18 protein-coding genes and 1 tRNA gene are annotated in these 16800 nt (G+C 65.3%); 7 read left to right on the top strand and 12 right to left on the bottom strand.

Annotated elements, in window-relative coordinates:
• Positions 1-95 precede the first annotated feature (95 nt).
• Positions 96-443, top strand: coding sequence for a hypothetical protein (locus AC0L4C_RS07235; RefSeq protein ID WP_473402950.1), 348 nt, complete (start codon positions 96-98; stop codon positions 441-443).
• Positions 444-606: 163 nt separating this feature from the next.
• Here the strand turns inward: AC0L4C_RS07235 and AC0L4C_RS07230 are convergent, their stop codons facing one another.
• The 5 genes from AC0L4C_RS07230 to AC0L4C_RS07210 form a co-directional block, all read right to left on the bottom strand.
• Positions 607-1098, bottom strand: a complete 492-nt coding sequence (locus tag AC0L4C_RS07230; protein WP_473402949.1) for a chemotaxis protein CheW — start codon at positions 1096-1098, stop codon at positions 607-609.
• A gap of 27 nt (positions 1099-1125) precedes the next feature.
• On the bottom strand, positions 1126-3336 hold the full coding sequence (locus AC0L4C_RS07225; protein WP_473402948.1) for a chemotaxis protein CheA: 2211 nt from the start codon (positions 3334-3336) through the stop codon (positions 1126-1128).
• Between the two features lie 29 nt (positions 3337-3365).
• Complete coding sequence (locus AC0L4C_RS07220; RefSeq protein ID WP_473402947.1) at positions 3366-3725, bottom strand: response regulator; 360 nt, start codon at positions 3723-3725, stop codon at positions 3366-3368.
• Positions 3726-3732: 7 nt separating this feature from the next.
• Positions 3733-4023, bottom strand: coding sequence for an STAS domain-containing protein (locus AC0L4C_RS07215; protein WP_473402946.1), 291 nt, complete (start codon positions 4021-4023; stop codon positions 3733-3735).
• A 90-nt stretch (positions 4024-4113) separates the two neighbouring features.
• The gene (locus AC0L4C_RS07210; protein ID WP_473402945.1) at positions 4114-5130 is read right to left on the bottom strand and encodes a 3-hydroxyisobutyryl-CoA hydrolase; all 1017 of its coding nucleotides are present in this window, start codon (positions 5128-5130) and stop codon (positions 4114-4116) included.
• Positions 5131-5238: 108 nt separating this feature from the next.
• On the opposite strand from AC0L4C_RS07210, the gene AC0L4C_RS07205 reads away from it, so the two are divergent.
• Positions 5239-6555, top strand: a complete 1317-nt coding sequence (locus AC0L4C_RS07205) for an NAD(P)H-dependent oxidoreductase (protein WP_473403472.1) — start codon at positions 5239-5241, stop codon at positions 6553-6555.
• Positions 6552-7100 carry an NAD-dependent epimerase/dehydratase family protein gene (locus AC0L4C_RS07200; RefSeq protein WP_473402944.1) on the top strand — a complete coding sequence of 183 codons (549 nt, stop codon included), beginning with the start codon at positions 6552-6554 and terminating at the stop codon, positions 7098-7100. Before AC0L4C_RS07205 ends, AC0L4C_RS07200 begins: the two co-directional genes overlap by 4 nt.
• A gap of 11 nt (positions 7101-7111) precedes the next feature.
• On the opposite strand, the gene AC0L4C_RS07195 is transcribed toward AC0L4C_RS07200, so the two are convergent.
• The 5 genes from AC0L4C_RS07195 to AC0L4C_RS07175 all read right to left on the bottom strand — a co-directional run bounded on the left by AC0L4C_RS07195 (position 7112) and on the right by AC0L4C_RS07175 (position 12790).
• Positions 7112-8938, bottom strand: a complete 1827-nt coding sequence (locus AC0L4C_RS07195; protein ID WP_473402943.1) for a chloride channel protein — start codon at positions 8936-8938, stop codon at positions 7112-7114.
• Positions 8939-9094: 156 nt separating this feature from the next.
• Positions 9095-10225: an ABC transporter permease gene (locus tag AC0L4C_RS07190; RefSeq protein WP_473402942.1), complete on the bottom strand. Its 1131-nt coding sequence runs from the start codon at positions 10223-10225 to the stop codon at positions 9095-9097.
• Complete coding sequence (locus tag AC0L4C_RS07185) at positions 10225-11175, bottom strand: ABC transporter ATP-binding protein (RefSeq protein ID WP_473402941.1); 951 nt, start codon at positions 11173-11175, stop codon at positions 10225-10227. Before AC0L4C_RS07185 ends, AC0L4C_RS07190 begins: the two co-directional genes overlap by 1 nt.
• Positions 11172-12113 carry an HlyD family secretion protein gene (locus AC0L4C_RS07180; RefSeq protein WP_473402940.1) on the bottom strand — a complete coding sequence of 314 codons (942 nt, stop codon included), beginning with the start codon at positions 12111-12113 and terminating at the stop codon, positions 11172-11174. Before AC0L4C_RS07180 ends, AC0L4C_RS07185 begins: the two co-directional genes overlap by 4 nt.
• Positions 12114-12124: 11 nt before the next feature.
• The gene (locus AC0L4C_RS07175) at positions 12125-12790 is read right to left on the bottom strand and encodes a TetR/AcrR family transcriptional regulator (RefSeq protein WP_473402939.1); all 666 of its coding nucleotides are present in this window, start codon (positions 12788-12790) and stop codon (positions 12125-12127) included.
• A gap of 180 nt (positions 12791-12970) precedes the next feature.
• Between AC0L4C_RS07175 and AC0L4C_RS07170 the strand changes: the two genes are divergently transcribed.
• The gene (locus AC0L4C_RS07170; protein WP_473402938.1) at positions 12971-13438 is read left to right on the top strand and encodes an SH3 domain-containing protein; all 468 of its coding nucleotides are present in this window, start codon (positions 12971-12973) and stop codon (positions 13436-13438) included.
• Here AC0L4C_RS07170 and AC0L4C_RS07165 read toward each other — a convergent pair.
• On the bottom strand, positions 13423-13764 hold the full coding sequence (locus AC0L4C_RS07165) for a hypothetical protein (protein ID WP_473402937.1): 342 nt from the start codon (positions 13762-13764) through the stop codon (positions 13423-13425). The two genes, AC0L4C_RS07170 and AC0L4C_RS07165, sit on opposite strands and share 16 nt — an antisense overlap.
• A gap of 173 nt (positions 13765-13937) precedes the next feature.
• Between AC0L4C_RS07165 and AC0L4C_RS07160 the strand changes: the two genes are divergently transcribed.
• Complete coding sequence (locus tag AC0L4C_RS07160; RefSeq protein ID WP_473402936.1) at positions 13938-14954, top strand: Gfo/Idh/MocA family protein; 1017 nt, start codon at positions 13938-13940, stop codon at positions 14952-14954.
• Between the two features lie 2 nt (positions 14955-14956).
• Here AC0L4C_RS07160 and AC0L4C_RS07155 read toward each other — a convergent pair whose 3' ends face one another.
• Positions 14957-15535, bottom strand: a complete 579-nt coding sequence (locus tag AC0L4C_RS07155) for a TetR/AcrR family transcriptional regulator (protein WP_473402935.1) — start codon at positions 15533-15535, stop codon at positions 14957-14959.
• Between the two features lie 62 nt (positions 15536-15597).
• On the opposite strand from AC0L4C_RS07155, the gene AC0L4C_RS07150 reads away from it, so the two are divergent.
• A complete protein-coding gene (locus AC0L4C_RS07150) occupies positions 15598-16620 on the top strand; it encodes an SDR family oxidoreductase (RefSeq protein WP_473402934.1) in 1023 nt (340 codons plus the stop codon).
• Between the two features lie 56 nt (positions 16621-16676).
• Positions 16677-16752 (top strand) — tRNA-Ala (locus AC0L4C_RS07145).
• The last annotated feature ends 48 nt before the right edge of the window (positions 16753-16800 follow it).

Raw genomic sequence — 16800 nt, 5'->3', positions numbered from 1 at the left:
CGAACGGTTCCCACACTATGCGCCCCGGAAAGAAGCCATTCAGATTTGCCCCCTTAGTATGGGCTGATACATTCGGGGGTAAGGCATAGATGTCATTGCAGAAACTCGCACGCGAGCTCGACGAAACCGCGCGTCAGTCGGCAGCAATGGTTGAAGGCATTACGCTCGCGCTCGAAGTCCTCGCCGACCGCAATCTGCCGCCCGAAAAAGCCAAGAAGGAAGCGGTGGCGATGATCATCTCGGCGCTGCAGGGTCAGGATCGCATCGAGCAGCGTTGCCAGAACATGGCCTTGGCCGTGCGCCAGTTCGCCCTGCTGCCGGCCACTGCCCCGCTGTCCGACTATGACCAGATCTGGTCGATGCTGGTGCTCGACGAACTGCGCGTCCCGGCGCTTTCCGGTGTTGCAGCAAATGGCTCCAGCGGCGACGCCGAGCTTTTCTAGCAACCTCTGCCGGCCGCCCGCCGGTTCCCCTGACTTTCCATGACCTGACGACTGCCAATCGCCCCGCCTCACCCGGGCGCTGCTTCTTGCCTTGGGGGCGGTCATCCGGCAATGAAAAAGGGCGCCGGTCGGCGCCCTCGTTCGATCGGGACGGCGAGAACGCCTAGCTGTCGAGCTTGGCGCCCGCCACCACGGCGTAGAGATCGATCAGCCCGACCATGCGGCTGTCATGCGTGACGATGCCGTTCAGCAGTTCGGTATCGACCGAGTTGCCCTCGGGCACGTTGTGGATCTCATCCTTGGACACGGTGAGAATGTCGCTGACCGCATCCACCAGGATGCCGACCCACTTTTCACCAACCGACATCACCACCACGACATGGTTCTTGGTCGGGGCGGTCACGCCTTCGCCGAAGCGCGCGCGCAGATCGAAGATCGGCACGATGGTGCCGCGCAGGTTGATGACGCCGCGCACGAACTCGCGGGTGTTGGGCAGCGGCGTCGCGCCGTTCCAGGCGCGGATTTCGCGTACGGTGGTGATCTCCACTCCGTAGGTCTGCTCCCCGATGGAGAATGCGATCAGCTGCAGCGAATTGGCAGCCGCCGCGGCACCCGGGTTACCTGAAGTCTCATCCTTGAAACCAAGGTTTTCCATATCAACTTGCCTTTCCTGACGCCGCTTCTACGCGGCGCTCTTATGACCGATCGAAGACTTGAGCCCCTGCACATCCACGATGAGGGCAACATTGCCGTCTCCGAGAATGGTGCCGCCAGCGATCCCCTCGATCGACTGGAAGTTCTCTTCGAGGCTTTTGATCACAACCTGCTGCTGGCCGATGATGTCATCGACGACCAGTGCCACCTTCACCCCGCCCTCGGCCTCGCAGAGCACCACGAAGCGGCTCTCGTCGCTGGCGTCGGTGTGCATCTCGAAGCGCGATGCCAGATCGACGACCTGGACATATTCGCCGCGCACCTGCAGCACCTGGTTGCCGGTCGGCATGCGCGAAAAATTGGCGCGCGAGCACTGGATGGTCTCGACGATCGACGACAGCGGAATGACGTAGGGCGAGCCCGCCACCTTGACCAGCATGACATCGAGCACGGCGAGCGTCAGCGGCAGGCGGAGCGTCATGCGCGTCCCCTTGCCGGTCCAGCTCTTGACGTGCACGGAGCCGCCGATCTTCTTGATGTTGGAGAGCACCACGTCCATGCCCACCCCGCGGCCGGAGATGTCGGACACTTCCGACGCGGTCGAAAAGCCCGGCGCAAAGATGAGCTGGTCGATCTGCTCTTCGGTCAGCTGCTGATCGGCGCCGACCACGAGGCGATCACGGGCCACCGCCAGCACGCGTTCGCGGTTGATGCCCGCGCCGTCGTCCTCGACGATGATCAGGATATTGCCGCCGGCCTGCTCGGCCGAGAGCCGGATCGTGCCGGTCTCGTTCTTGCCCGCAGCGCGGCGCTTTTCTGGCGACTCGATTCCGTGGTCGGCGGAGTTGCGGATCATGTGCGTCAGCGGATCGGAAAGCTGCTCGATGATGGTCTTGTCGATTTCGGTGTTCTCACCGATCGTCTCGAGCTTGATCTTCTTGCCGGTCTTGGCAGCCAGCTCGCGCATCAGGCGCGGCATGCGGCTGAACACCGACTTCACCGGCTGGGCCCGGATGGCCATCACCGAGTCCTGCAGCCCGCGGGTCGTCTGCGCCAGCACTTCAAGGCCACGCACCAGTTCCTGATAGCGGGCGCGCAGCACTTCATCCATCTGCTGGGTCAGCATCGATTGCGTGATGACCAGCTCGCCCACCATGTTGACGACGCGGTCGACCTTGTCGAGATCGACGCGGATCGACTGCACGGCATTGCCGCGGCGATCCTCCTGGCCCGTCCGGCGGTCGTCGCCGTCATCCTGCACGGCCCGCAGCGCCGGTGCCGGAGCTGGCTTGGGCGGCGGCGGTGCAATGGATTCGGCCAGTTCGGCAAAGCTGAGTGTCGGCTCGTCCGCCTCGGCCTCGGCCATTTCGACCGGAGCGGGCGCAACCGGCGCTGCCTCGGCCATGCCGGCGGCAGGCGTCGAGGTCAGCTGGGCGATCGAGATATCGCAATTGCCTTCGACGAACTCGAACACCTCGGCGATGGCCCCTTCGGTGGCCGTCGGCGAATTGAGGCTGATTTCCCAGGAGCAATAGACGCCGAACGGCTCGAAATCGGCGAGCGGCGGCACCTCTTCGAACACCGCGCGGACCTGGATCTCGCCCAGGCTCGCCAGTTCGCGAAACAGCAGCAGCGGGTCGTTGGCACGCGCATAGAGCTCGCTGTGCGGCGTGAACTTGATTTCCCAGTGGCCCGGCTCGACGAGCAGCGGCGCAGCGGCGAAAACGTCGTCGGCCTCGGCTTCTTCCTCGGCCGACACCTCGTCCTCGTCATCATCGCCGATCTTGACCATGACCGGCGTGAAGTCGATGTCGAACTCTTCGATATGCTCGCCGTCTTCGCCTTCCGGCAGGTCGCCGCGTGTCAGCGCGTCGAACTGGGCCTTCTCGTCGGCGCCGTGGTCGGCAGCAAGGTCCTCGCCGTCACGCGCCGCGGCCACGAAGTCGGCCACGATATCGTTGGCGCGCACGCACAGCGCGGCCGTCGGCTCGGAGAGTTCGACACGGCCGTCGCGGACATGATCGAGCAGCGTTTCGTAGGCATGCGCAAACGCCACCAGCGCCGTGAAGCCGAACGCTCCGCCGCCGCCCTTGATCGAGTGGATGGCGCGGAACACCGCATTGAGCCGATCACTGGAGCGATCGCCATCCTCGATGGCGGCAAACTGTTCCTCGAGGTCGAGCAGCAGCTCGGAGCACTCGTCGAAGTAAGTGGCTTTGAAGTCGTCGAGATCGCTCATGTGAACCGGGCTACCCTTTTGGGGTTTAATTAGTGGACGACGCGGTGAATGACGCTGATGAGCTTTTCCGGATCGAACGGCTTGACGATCCAGCCGGTACCGCCGGCGGCCCGTCCCTGATCGCGCTTGTCCTGGCTCGTCTCGGTGGTCAGGATCAGGATCGGCAGGCTGTTATGCAGGCCCGAGGCCCGCACGTTCTTGATGAACTCGATGCCATCCATGACCGGCATGTTGATATCGGTGATGACGATATCGACGCTCTCGGTCTTGAGGACGTCGAGGCCCTTCTGCCCGTCCTCGGCCTGCAGCACCTCGAACCCGGCATTGCTCAGGGTGTGGTGCAGCATCGCCAGAATGGTTCGGGAATCGTCTACGGTCAGTACGCGCATCGAAAAGTTATCCTTTCATCATGCCGGAAAAGCTCGGGCCGAAGCCCAACCGGTCGATGGCCGAGAGCATGGGCTGGCTTGCACCGTCGACGTGAAACTCGAAATTGTTGCGGCGAGCCGTCTCGCCGGCACTGATCAGCATCACCAGTGCGTTGGTGGACACACGCTCGACCGCTCCTGCGTTCACATCGACCGCCCCCAATTCAACGGCATCGATGAGTTTGTCGCGAACGCTATCGAGAGCATCGAGGTCGACAATCGCCGGCAGGACGATGCTGATAGTGTGCGTTTCGGCCATGAAATGGCTGCCCCCAGGAAGGATGTATCCCAAAGGGCACTTTCCACAAGAACGGTTTAAGAAGTGCTAATTCGGCGCGGGCCGCAGGCCTCAAACCGCCGTTATCTGGGCAATCTCGCGCTTGGGAACGAGCGCCTGCCACTGCGGCGCATGATCCTTGTCGACGAGCACTGCCCGCACCCCTTCGGCGAAGTCGGGCAGCCCGCTGAGCAGGTGCGCCAGCCGCAGGTCGAGCGCCAGGATCGCCGCGATGCCGGTCGCCTTGCGCGCCGCCAGATGGCTGCGCAGGATGGCCTCCTGGCTGGTCGGCGAGCGCGACTGCAGCAGCTTTGCGAGCTCCGGCGCCGCGCCCGACTCCGCGATTGCCGCGATGATCTCGACCGGATCGTCGAGCAGCAGGGCCTCCTCGAGATGGTCGGCCAGATCGCAGAAGCTCCGCTCTCCCGCCTGGATGGTCTCTGCTTCCATGATCGCCACAATCGCCGCATCGATCTTGCTGGCGCCCGCCGCACTGACGATGGCGGCGCGCACGTCATCCAGCCGGTCCGGCGCCACGGCGCAGTCGGTCAGGCCCAGCGCCAGCGCATCGGCAGCGCCGACGGCCTGGCCGCTCAGTTCGAACAGCAGCGCCCGGTGCAGCGGCGCCTTGCCGAGGATCTCGTTGACGCCCACGTCGCAGAAAAAGCCGATCGCCGCCTCGGGCATGGCAAAACGCGCGTTCGCCGTGGTGAAGCGGTAGCGCGCGTGCCCGGCAATGCCGATGCCGCCGCCCATCACCACGCCGTCGGCGATCACGGCGATCGGCTTGGGGTAGGTGGCGATCTGCCCGTTCATCGCATATTCGAAGGCAAAGAACGTGCGTGCCCGGTCCACGTCGCCGCTGAGCACCGCCTCCCGCACCGCCCGCACGTCGCCCCCCGAGCAGAAGCCGCGGATGCCTCGCCCCTCGAACAGCACGGCCCGCACCTGGTCGTCGCTCTCCCATTGCGTCAGGGTAGCGCTGATGGCCTCGATCATGGCCAGGTTGAGCGCGTTGATGGCCTCGGGGCGATTGAGCGCAATGACCCCGAGATGGCCTTCGATACTGGTCTGGATCTGCTCTGTCATGGGGCCTCCGGTCGGCAAGCCCAACCACCTTCACCCTTTGCTGGTTCCCAAGGCAAGGGCGCGGTGCTAGATCAGCCTACAATGAAACCGCTCGTCCCCGCCAGCCCGCTGACCAATGTTCACCTGACCGGTATTGCCCGCGATCTGGCGGAGCGTGCCGCCTCCGGCAACCCGATCCGCGTCGGCGTCATCGGCTCGGGCGAGATGGGCACCGACCTGGTCACCCAGGGCGCCCTGATGCGCGGCATCGAGATCACCGCCGTCGCCACCCGCCGCCCGCAGACCGTCCGCGATGCGCTCACCATTGCCTATGGCGATGACAGCCGGGCCATCGAGGCCGACACCGCTGGCAAGGTGTCCAGCGCCATCGAGATGGGCAAGCTCGCCATCTGCTCGGCCGAGACCCTGGTCACCACGCCGCAGATCGATGTCGTCATCGATGCCACCGGCAAGCCGGGTGTCGCCGCCGACTATGACCTGATGGCCATGGAGCACGGCAAGCATCTGGTGATGATGAACGTCGAGGCCGATGTCACCATCGGCCCCTATCTCAAGCATGAGGCCGACCGCCTCGGCGTCATCTATTCTGTCGGCGCCGGCGACGAACCCTCCAGCTGCATGGAGCTGATCGAATTCGCCAGCGCCCTCGGCTATCGCATCGTGTCGGCCGGCAAGGGCAAGAACAACCCGCTCAACCATGACGCCGTGCCCGACGACTACCGCGAGGAAGCGGCGCGCCGGAACATGAACCCGCGCATGCTGGTCGAATTCGTCGATGGCTCCAAGACCATGGTCGAGATGTGCGCCATCGCCAATGCCACCGGGCTGGTGCCCGATGTGCCGGGCATGCACGGGCCCCGGGCCGACCGCGACGACATGGCCAAGGTGCTGATCCCCCGCGAGGACGGCGGCATCCTCACCCGCAAGGGTGTTGTCGATTTCACCATCGGCAAGGGCGTCGCGCCGGGCGTCTTCGTCATCGTCGAGGCCGAGCATCCGCGCATCATCGAACGCATGGACGATCTGCATGTCGGCGTCGGTCCCTATTATGCGCTCTTCCGTCCCTATCACCTGACCTCGCTCGAGGTGCCGCTGACGGCGGCGCGCATCATGCTCTATGGCCGGCCCGACATGGTGCCCCTGCCCAACCCGGTCGCCGAAGTCTGCGCCGTCGCCAAGCGCGACCTCGCCATTGGCGAGACCTTCGATGCCATCGGCGAGACCTGCTATCGCAGCTACATCATGCAGGCTGCCGAAGCCCGTGCGCTGGGCGCCGTCCCCGTCGGCCTGCTCGAAGGCGGCCGCGTGGTCGCCCCGGTCAAGAAGGGTGAACTGCTGACCAAGACCAATGCCGCGCCCGATGTCATGACGCGGCTGTATGTCCTGCGCATGCTGCAGGACCAGATGCTCGGAGTAGCCGGATGACTGTGATTATCGTTGGTGCCATGGGCAATATCGGCCGTCGGCTGATGCCGGCCTTTCCCGACACCATCGGCATCGACCGGGTACCGGGTGCCGATATCGTCGCCTCGCTGTCCGACATCGATTACGATGCCCCCGCCGTGCGCGCCGCCTTCGAGAAGGCCGATGGTCTCATCCATGTCGCCACCAGCGCCAATGTCGGCGACGACGACGCCATCCACTGGCAGGCCGTCGTCGATACCGGCCGCCTGCTCGCCGCCTGCAATCGCTACGACATCCGCCGCGTCGTCATCCCGTCCTCGGACTGGGCCGACCCCAAGACCCGCTGGGCCATGCACAACCAGAATGCCTATGGCCATTCCAAGCGGGTCTTCGAGGCCATGGCGCAGATGTACAACATCCAGCCGCACCGTCACTGCGTCGCCCTCCGCATCGGCTGGGTGGCGAAGGACCAGGCCCAGGTCGACCAGGCCGATCCGTGGCTGCAGGCCAACTACTGGGACGACCAGCGCCTCATCGGCCAGATGCGGGCCGCCCTCGGCGAGTAGCGGTTGCCGCCCTAGCGCGGATAGACCTTGAGTCCTTCGGCGACCGAGTTTGCGACATGCTCGCGGGTGATCACACCGGCGACGTCGTCAGCTCGCGGCACGCCGTGCCCCGTGACCACCACGGCCATCAGCGCATTCTTGCGCCACATCCGCTCGATGATGTCCGAGGCGACCAGGTCCGCGCCGACGATGGTGTAATCGCGGCTGGCCACATCCGCCAGCGTCACGCCGGTATGCGTGCTCTGCAGCCCGCGCCGCAGGCCGGTATTGACGCGGATAACGCCAATGATCTGGTCGCCGCGCACCACCACCACGTGTCGCAGCCTGCCTTCCTCTTCGTGCTGCCGCAGAAAATCGTCGAAACTGGCCTCTGCCGGCAGTACCAGCACGTCCCTGTCCATCACGTCGCGCGCATGTTTGACGAGGAACATGTTGGAGTGGAGGGCCTTGGGGATCGAACGGCCGCGCCGGACCAGTTTGACGGTGTAGATGTTCTCGACCTGCAGCAACCGGCGCACCCCGACGCTGGTCGCCACCGCCAGGATCATCGGCATGACGATATTGTAGTCGCGCGTCATCTCGAAGGTCATGGTGATCGCCGTCATCACCGCACCGGTACCGCCACCCACCATCGCACCCATGCCGACCATGGCGAAAGCCGGGATGCTGAGCGGCAGCGGCACGCCGATTGCCTGTAGCAGCGCGGCAAAGCCTCCCCCCAGCGTCGCGCCCATGAACAGCGATGGCGAGAAGATGCCGCCTGACGACCCCGACCCAAGGCTGGTGGACGTGGCCAGAGCCTTGACCACGAACAGCAGTGGCAACAGCCAGACCACCGTCAGGTTATTGTTCAGGATCGCCTCGATGGTCGCATAGCCGACGCCATCGACATAGTACTCGCCGAGCGTCACGAACAGCACATACATCAGGGTGCCGACGGCCAGCATGCCGACAATGTGCCGGGTATAGCGGCCAGGGATCTTCTCGAACCAGTCTTCAGCAAAATGCAGCAGCCGGATGAAGCCCGCCGCCGCCACGCCCGTCACGCCGCCAAGTGCTGCATACAGCACCAGCAGCCCCACCGCACTCGCGTCGGCGCTGACCGCATCGATCGGCGGCACGATGAAGGCCGGCGCCTGACCGAAGAACCATTGCCCGACGAAGGTTGCTGCCCCGGTCGAGATCGCCACCGGCAGGAAGGTCGCGACGCTGACTTCGGGCAGCATCAGTTCGATCGCGAACATCACGCCGCCGATCGGCGTGTTGAAGGTGGACGCAATGCCCGCACCGGCGCCCGCGGCCACCAGCGTGATGCGCTGCCCCACCGGCATGTTGATGATCTGCCCCAGGGTCGAGCCCAGCGCCGAACCGATCTGGATGATCGGTCCCTCGCGGCCCACCGATGAGCCGCTGCCGATGGCAAAGGCCGAGGCAACTGACTTCACCAGCGCGACCACCGGCCGGATCTTGCCTTCCTTGTAGTAGATCGCGTCCATCACCTCGGGTACGCCGTGCCCCTTGGCCTCCGGCGCGAAATTGCTGACCAGCCACGTGACGATGATACCGCCGATGACCGGCGCCAGAATGATCAGCGGCCCCCAGCGGCTCGGCTCGGTGAATGTGTTGGCGTCGTAGTCGAGGCTGATCGTCCCGTTGAAGAACAGGTTGTGCACCAGGTTGATTAGGTCGCGGAACAGCAGCGCCCCGAAGCCGGTGAAAATGCCCAGTCCAAGCGCCAGCAGGCTCAGCACCAGCAGGTTAAGGCCGCGATTGTCGTCGGCATCGGTCAGGGTGGAGGCTCCGGCAGTAGCCGTGGCACCGGTTGGTTTCCGGGTCACTGGCCTGCTCCGATAGCAGTCAGACGGATAGTCGTGCGCATCACGTTTCGCTCCCTGGATGAGGTGCTGGGACGGGCGGCAGGAGTCGTCGCGTCTCTTTGGTGTGCATGGAATGGCGCAAACCGGGCGGGGAACGCAACCCCGCAAGCGGTCATATCAGTCCAGTGTCTGCCGGTAGCGCAGCATGGCGACGGCGGAAATCACCAGCAGGATGATCGCCATGGCGACGAACTCCTCGCTGACATCGGCCACGTCGCCGCCCTTGAGCATCACCGCCCGCACCACGCGCAGGAAATGCGTCGCCGGCACGCCGGTGCCCAGCACCTGTGCCCAGTCAGGCATGCCGGCAAACGGGAACATGAAGCCCGACAGCAGGATCGAGGGCAGGATGGTGAAGAACGACAGCTGCATGGCCTGCATCTGGCTGCGCGACAGTGTCGAGATCAGGAAACCCAGCGCCAAGTTCACCACGATATAGAGGTTGAAGCCGACAAAGAAGGCCAGCCAGCTGCCCTCGAACGGCACTGCGAAGATGATCGCCGCCGCGAGCAGGAACACCACGGCCTGCACGTAGCCCACAAACACATAGGGCAGGATCTTGCCCAGCATCACCTCGAGCGGCCGCGCCGGCGTGGCGATCAGCATTTCCATGGTGCCGCGCTCGCTTTCCTTGACAATGGCCACCGCGGTGATCATCACCATGGTCATCGACAGGATGATGGCCAGCAGCCCCGGCACGATATTGGTCGAGGTCCTGCCCTCCGGATTGTACTCGCGCTGCACCGCGACCGAAAACGGCGCCGCCCCGCCGGCACTGGCCAGCAGCGGCCCGTGCAGGGTTTCGCGGATGGCGACGCCGACAATGCCGGTCAGCGCGCTCGCCGCGCCGCCGACAGCCGACGGATCGGAGGCATCGGCCGCCAGCAGGATTTCCGGGTTGCGGCCACGGATGACATCGCGCTCGAAATTCTGCGGAATGACCACGACGAAATTGGCGTCGCCGCGCCGCAACGCGGTTTCGCCTTCCGCCGTGCTGCCCACTGCCCCCTGGAAGTCGAAATAGCCCGATTGCGCCATGCTCGAGATCACCGCCCGGGTCAGCGGCCCGTCGTCTCCCATCTCGACCAGCGTCGGCAGGTGGCGCGGATCGGCATTGATGGCAAATCCGAACAGCATGAGCTGGATGATCGGCAGCCCGATCATCATGGCAAAGGTGACGCGGTCCCGCCGCATCTGGATGAATTCCTTGTAGAGAATGGCGCCGAAACGGCTGAGCGAGAACGCCATCACGCCGCTGCCTTGCCGGTCTCGCCGGCGTAATTGTCGCGCGAGCCTGCCATCAGGTAGATGAAGGCCTCTTCCAGCCCCGCCACCTGCAGGCTCCAGCGATGCGTGCCGTCGCCCTTGAGTCGCTCGACCGTCGCGTCGAGCGTGGCCTTGTCAGTCCCCGACACATGCAGCACCGAGCCGAAGCGCGCCACCTGTTCGACGCCGGGCTCGGCCTTCAGCCGCTGCTCCAGCGCCGCCAGGTCCGGACCTTCCACCCGCCAGGTCTCGAGCCCGACCATTGCCGGAATGTCCGCCGACGGTCCGTCGATGAGCTTCTTGCCATAGGCGATGTAGGTGATGAAATCGCACTGCACGGCTTCGTCCATGTAGTGGGTCGATACCAGCACGGTGACGCCCCTGGCCGACAGCCGCCGGATCTCGTCCCAGAAGTCCCGCCGCGCCTTGGGATCGACGCCCGCCGTCGGTTCATCGAGCAACAGCAGCCGCGGGTCGTGCAGCAGGCAGGCGGCCAGTGCCAGCCGCTGCTTCCAGCCGCCCGACAGCGATCCGGCCAGCTGCTTCTGCCGGTCGGTCAGTCCGAGATCGCGCAGCGCCGCGTCGACACGCTCCCGGCGCCGGTCGAGCCGGTACATGCGGGCCACGAAGTCGAGATTCTCGCGGATCGACAGGTCCTCGTAATAGGAGAACTTCTGCGTCATGTATCCGACCTGCTCCTTGATCCGTTCGGCCTGCTTGCGCACGTCGAACCCCAGGCAGGTGCCCTCCCCCTCATCAGGCGTCAGCAGGCCGCACAGCATGCGGATGGTCGTCGTCTTGCCCGAGCCGTTCGGCCCCAGAAAGCCGTAGATGGCACCGCGTGGCACTTCGATGTCGAAGTGGTCGACCACCCGCTTGTCACCAAAACTCTTGGTCAGGCCGCGGACCGAAATGACCGGCTCGTCGCTCATCTGCCCACCGTCACCGGCTGCCCCGGATGCAGTTCCGCACCGGCATCGATCCGCGCCTCTGCCAGAAAGCTGAGCCGGTTGCGTTCATCGCGGCTGTAGATCACCGGCGGCGTGAACTGCGGGTCGGACGCGAAAGAGGTGATGGTGGCGACAATGTCCGTCGCGCAGCCATCGCAACTCACGTCCAGCCTGTCGCCCAGCGCCAGCGACGCTCGCTGCGCCTGGGGGACGTAGAACTTCACCTTGATCGCATCGGCCGGCTGCAGCGCCAGCACCGGAGTGCCGGCCATCGCCAGCTCTCCGGCATCGAAATAGACCTTCTCGATGCGGCCGGCGGCCGGCGCCCGTACGACCCTGTCGTCGAGCGCCGCCTGCGCCCGGTCGGCATCGGCTTCCGCCGCCGCGAGGTTGGCAATGGCCGCCAGCCGCTGCGTGTCGCGCGCCGGCAGTTCCGACACCTTGAGCTGGGCCCGCAACTGCGCCACCTGCGCCTCGGCGCTCTTGAACGTGGCCCGGTCCTGATCGGCCTTGGCCTGCGGCACCAGTCCCTCGTCCAGCAGCTTGTCGCTGCGGTCTGCCTGCGTCCGCGCCAGGGTGAGATCGGCCTCCGCCTTGGCGAGGCTGGCGCGGATCACTTCCAGTTCCTCGACCCGGCTGCCGGTCTCGAGGTTTTCCGCATTGGCCCGCGCCGCCTCCACCTGCGCCTGCGCGGCCCGCAGGCTCGCCTGCTGCTGGCGGTCATCGAGCCGGAAGAGCATGGCACCCGGTTCGACCATCTCGCCTTCCTGCGCCGCGATATCGGTGATGGTTCCGGAGGTCACGGTGCCGACATAGACATAGTCTGCCTCGACATAGCCGTTCCAGACCGGCTCGGGCGCCGGACCCATGCCGGGGAGCAGGGCCAGGAGGCCGGCGAAAAAGGCGGCGATGTGGTCCATTGCCGAACTCCTCAGCTGCTCGACCAGAGCTTGGCGCCCTGCGGCGCACTCAGCCCGTCGAAAAGAATGGTGACGTGGTTGTCGATCAGCCGGTCAAAGCCGAGGCCACCCTCGGGCATGATGCCGAACACCTCGGCCATGGCGATGTGCAGGACCAGCGGCCCGATGATCGAGCGGATGGTCAGGTGCGGATCGACCGGACGGAAATAGCCCTGGTCGACGCCGCGCGCCACCTGCGCCTCGATCACCGGGATGATCCGGTCCAGCACCTCCTCGCGATACATCCGCGCCAGTTCGGGAAAGGCCCGCACCTCGCCGAGCACCAGCTTGGGTATGGCCAGTGTCTTGGGATCGCTGAACCGCCCCGCCAGCATCTTGAGCACCATGGTGATGACCAGCCGGGGATCGCCTTCGAACTCCTTGAGAAAGCCCAGCGCGTTCTCGGCAATCGGCACCACGGCCCGGCGCACCAGCCCCTCGAGCACCTTTTCCTTGGACTCGAAATAGAGATAGACGGCGCCCTTCGAGATGCCGGCCCGCTTGGCGATGTCATCGACCCGCGTCTGCGCAAACCCCTGCTCGATGAAGAGCTCCAGCGCCGCATCCAGCACTTCGTCCGGCCGCGCCTCGGCGCGCCGGCGGAATTTCGGAATACGACGGGTCTGGTCGTCGGCCATCAAGCATCTCCTCGTCAGTCGTAACTGACTGTCTAGTCAGATATACATAACTGACCGGTCAGTCAGATGCAAGTGGACATTGTTGCTGGCCGTACAGGCCTGCGATCTCCCGCCGCACCGGGCGCACGTTGGAACTTGTCCGCGCCGCAACCCGTTACTCCCCACGAAGGAGCAGGGACCATGCAGATACCGTTTTCGAGGATTTCACCAGGCCGCACCGCCGGTCTTGCCGGCCTGGCACTCGCCGCACTTGTCGGCACCGCCTATCTTGCCATGGGCGAAATGCAGCCGGCCGAAGAGCTGTCGGTTTCGACATCTGCCGAGCCGCTGCGGCCGAGCTACCTGGTGGCCGTGCGCGAACCGACGCCCGACGAACTGGCGCAGCGCCGCGCGCTGGCCGAAGCCACGCCGGCACCGCGCACCATCTCCTTGACGCCGCGATCCGCCCCCGCCGAAACGCCGACCCTGACGGCCAGCGTCGTCACCGACGTCAATGTGCGATCCGGTCCGGGCATGCAGGCTGAAGCCGTTACCGTTGCCGCCGCCGGCACCACCGTCACCGTGCTCGGCGAACAGAACGGCTGGACCAATGTGGCGCTGGAGGAGGTCGGCGAAGGCTGGATTTCCAGCCGCTACCTGTCGCAGTAGCCCGCCTGCCGCAGCAACTGCCGCACCCCGGCCGTCACCCGGTCGCATCCCGCCTGCACTTCATCGACCCGGCTCTCGCGTTCCAGCGCCGCCACCAGCGCCACGAAGATCTTGCGGTCACGATAGATTTCATGCCCCAGCGACATGGCCTGCTCGACGAGCCGGGCGCGACTGCCGCCACAGAGTTCGGCCTGCAATGCCGTCAGCCGCAGCAGCGCCAGCCGGCGCTGCCACTCGGCCAGCTTGTCTGCCACCGGCAGCCCGGGATCGGCCGCCCCATGCAGCGCCCAAACCGTCTCCCCCGGATCATTCCGCAACGCGTCCATTGTCTGCCCAAGTGTCCCAACACTTGTCCCAAGACCGAGTCAACGGCGCTATTTTCGCACATCTGGACTCCAGTGTCAGACCTAAAACTGTTCAATTCTGCAAGCGCACCTTTGTGGCGTGGACGGGCCCGGCGAGTTCCGCTAGCGTCCCGCGCGGATGAGGAGATTGAACGATGACTGAATCACGCAAAGTCCGCTGGGGCATCCTGTCGACCGCCAATATCGGGGTACAGAAGGTCATCCCCGCCATCCTCAAATCGGCACATTCCGAAGTCGTTGCCATCGCCTCGCGCGACCTAGGCCGGGCGCATTCGGCCATCTCACACCTCGGACTGCGCAGCCATGCGCGCGCCTATGGCAGTTATGAAGAACTGTTCGCCGACCCCAATGTCGACGCCATCTACAACCCGCTGCCCAACCACCTGCATGTCCCCATGACGGTGGCCGCCGCCAAGGCCGGCAAGCATGTGCTCTGCGAAAAGCCCATTGCGCTCAATGCCAAGGAAGCCGAGGGCCTGCGCGAGTGCCCGTCCGACGTCATCGTCATGGAAGCCTTCATGATCCGCTTCCACCCGCAATGGCACCGCGCCCGCGAAATCGTCCGCTCCGGCGAACTGGGCGAACTGCGCTCCATCCGCGCCGCCTTCTGCTACTTCAACGACGATGCCGGCAATGTCCGCAACCAGGCCGCGATCGGCGGCGGCGGCATCATGGATATCGGCTGCTACCCGATCACGGCGGCCCGCTATCTGTTCGAGAGCGAACCGGTCCGCGTCGTCTCGCTGGTGGATCGTGATCCAGACTTCAAGACGGACCGGCTAGCCAGCGTCATTGCCGATTTCGGCTATGGCCGGCAGCTTAGCTTCACCTGCTCCACCCAGTCGGTGCCGCACCAGACCATCGAGGTCATCGGCACCAAGGGCCGCGTCGAGATCGTCATCCCGTTCAACGCCCCGCCCGATTCGCCCACCGCATTGCTGGTCGATTCCGGCATGTCGCTCGACACCAGCCTCGCCCGGCGCGAGATCATCCGCCCGGTCGACCAGTACACCGAACAGGCCGAGGCCTTTGCCCTCGCGGTGCTCGGCGACAAGCCGCTGCCCTATGGCATCGAGGATTCCATCCTCAACATGCGGGTGATCGATGCCGTGTTCGCCAGCGAAAAGACCAGCGCCTGGGCGAGGGTCTGACGCTAGAGTTCGGGCCGCACCAGCCGCTCCACCAGCAGCCGGATGGCCGGCCCGATCTCGGCCGGGCTCTGGGCCTTGCGCGAAATGCCGAATGACGCAGCGAGGATCAGCTGCGCCAGCGGCCGCGGGCGCGCCACGCCCGCCGCCTCCAGCACGCGCGTCACCGCGCTCTCGACATCGCCATCCAGCCCGGAAGCGGCACGCCCGGCAGGGATGCGCGCCTGCTCGTCATAGAGTTCGGCGGCGTGCGGCGAGGCCGCCAGCAAGCGGTTGATCACCTTGTATTTGGCGGCAACACCGGCCGCGATGCGCTCGACCACGTCTGTCCCGCTGCCGAGCCCCGCCGCGAAAGCCGCCCGGATTTCGAGGAACAGGTCCTCGAGAATGGCGCTGTAGACCGCCTCCTTGTCGGCGAAATAGCCATAGAGAGTCGGTTTGGCGATCCGTGCTTCGCGCGCAATCGCTTCCATCGTCGCCGCCCGCAGCCCGACGCGCAGGATCAGCGTCCGCGCCGCATCGAGAATACGGGCACGCCGTTCCGGAGAAAGTTTGCGGGTCGGGGCGGAAACTGAATCGGTCATCTTGAACGAATTGAACGAATAACATACATTTCGTTCAATGCACCCCCAATAAGGCTGAAACCATGTCAGATCGCGTCCTTGTCACCGGCATTTCCGGCTTTCTCGGCGGCCACGTCGCCCTGCAACTGCTTGAGGCGGGCTTTACAGTACGCGGCAGCGTGCGCAACCTCAACAAGGCCGACAAGGTCCGCGACACCCTCGCCAAAGCCGGCGCCGACATATCGCGGCTCGAGTTCGTCGCCCTCGATCTGATGAGCGATGCCGGCTGGACCGAAGCCATGCAGGGCGTGCGCTACCTCCAGCACGTCGCCTCGCCCTTTGTCACCAAGATGCCCGACGACAGGATGGAACTGATCCGCCCCGCCGTCAACGGCACCCGCCGGGCGCTCGAAGCCGCCTTTGCCAGCCAGGTCGAACGCGTTGTCGTCACCTCGTCCATGGCCGCCGTCATGTACGGCCACGACAAGGCGCGCACGGCGCCCTTCATCGCCTCGGACTGGACCAATCTCGAGGGTCGCGGCGTCAACGCCTATATCGAGAGCAAGACCCGCGCCGAAAAGGAAGCCTGGGCCATTGCCGAGCGGCTGGGCCGCACCCGGGACCTGGCCGTCGTCAATCCCAGCGGCATCATGGGCCCGCTGCTCGATGAGGATCCCGGCACCTCCGTCGCCCTGGTGCAGCGGCTGATGAACGGCACCGTCCCGGCCGCGCCGCCGATCTGGTTCTCCCTCATCGACGTCCGCGATGTCGCCGCCGTGCAGGTCAAGGCCATGACCGCGCTCGAAGCCGGCGGCCGCCGCTTTCTCACTGCCGGCCCCACCCACAGCTTCCTGCAGATGGCCAACATGCTCCGCCCCGCCTTCCCCGCCTATGCCGGCAAGCTGCCGCGCATCGAGGCGCCGCAATGGCTGGTCCGGCTGCTCGCCCTGTTCGACAAGGATATCCGCAGCAACCTGGGTGAACTGGGCGTCGTCAAGCGCACCGAAGCCCTCGACGCCAAGGCCCTGCTCGGCCGCCCCTTCATCACCACCGAGCAATCCGTCACCGCGACTGCCCGGAGCCTGATCGACCAGCACCTCATCTGATGAAAAAGGGGCTAGGCCAAAGCCGCGCGATTGGCTAAACACGCACTCACTGGAACGGGGCTGTAGCTCAGTTGGGAGAGCGCGTCGTTCGCAATGACGAGGTCAGCGGTTCGATCCCGCTCAGCTCCACCATTCCAGTTCCAATCACATACGACATGAGTTGAGCTCGACAGGTCAGCC

This window comes from Devosia sp. J20-27 (assembly GCF_055808595.1).
Note: the sequence above shows the minus strand (reverse complement) of the source record. Positions and strands in the feature narration are given on the sequence as shown.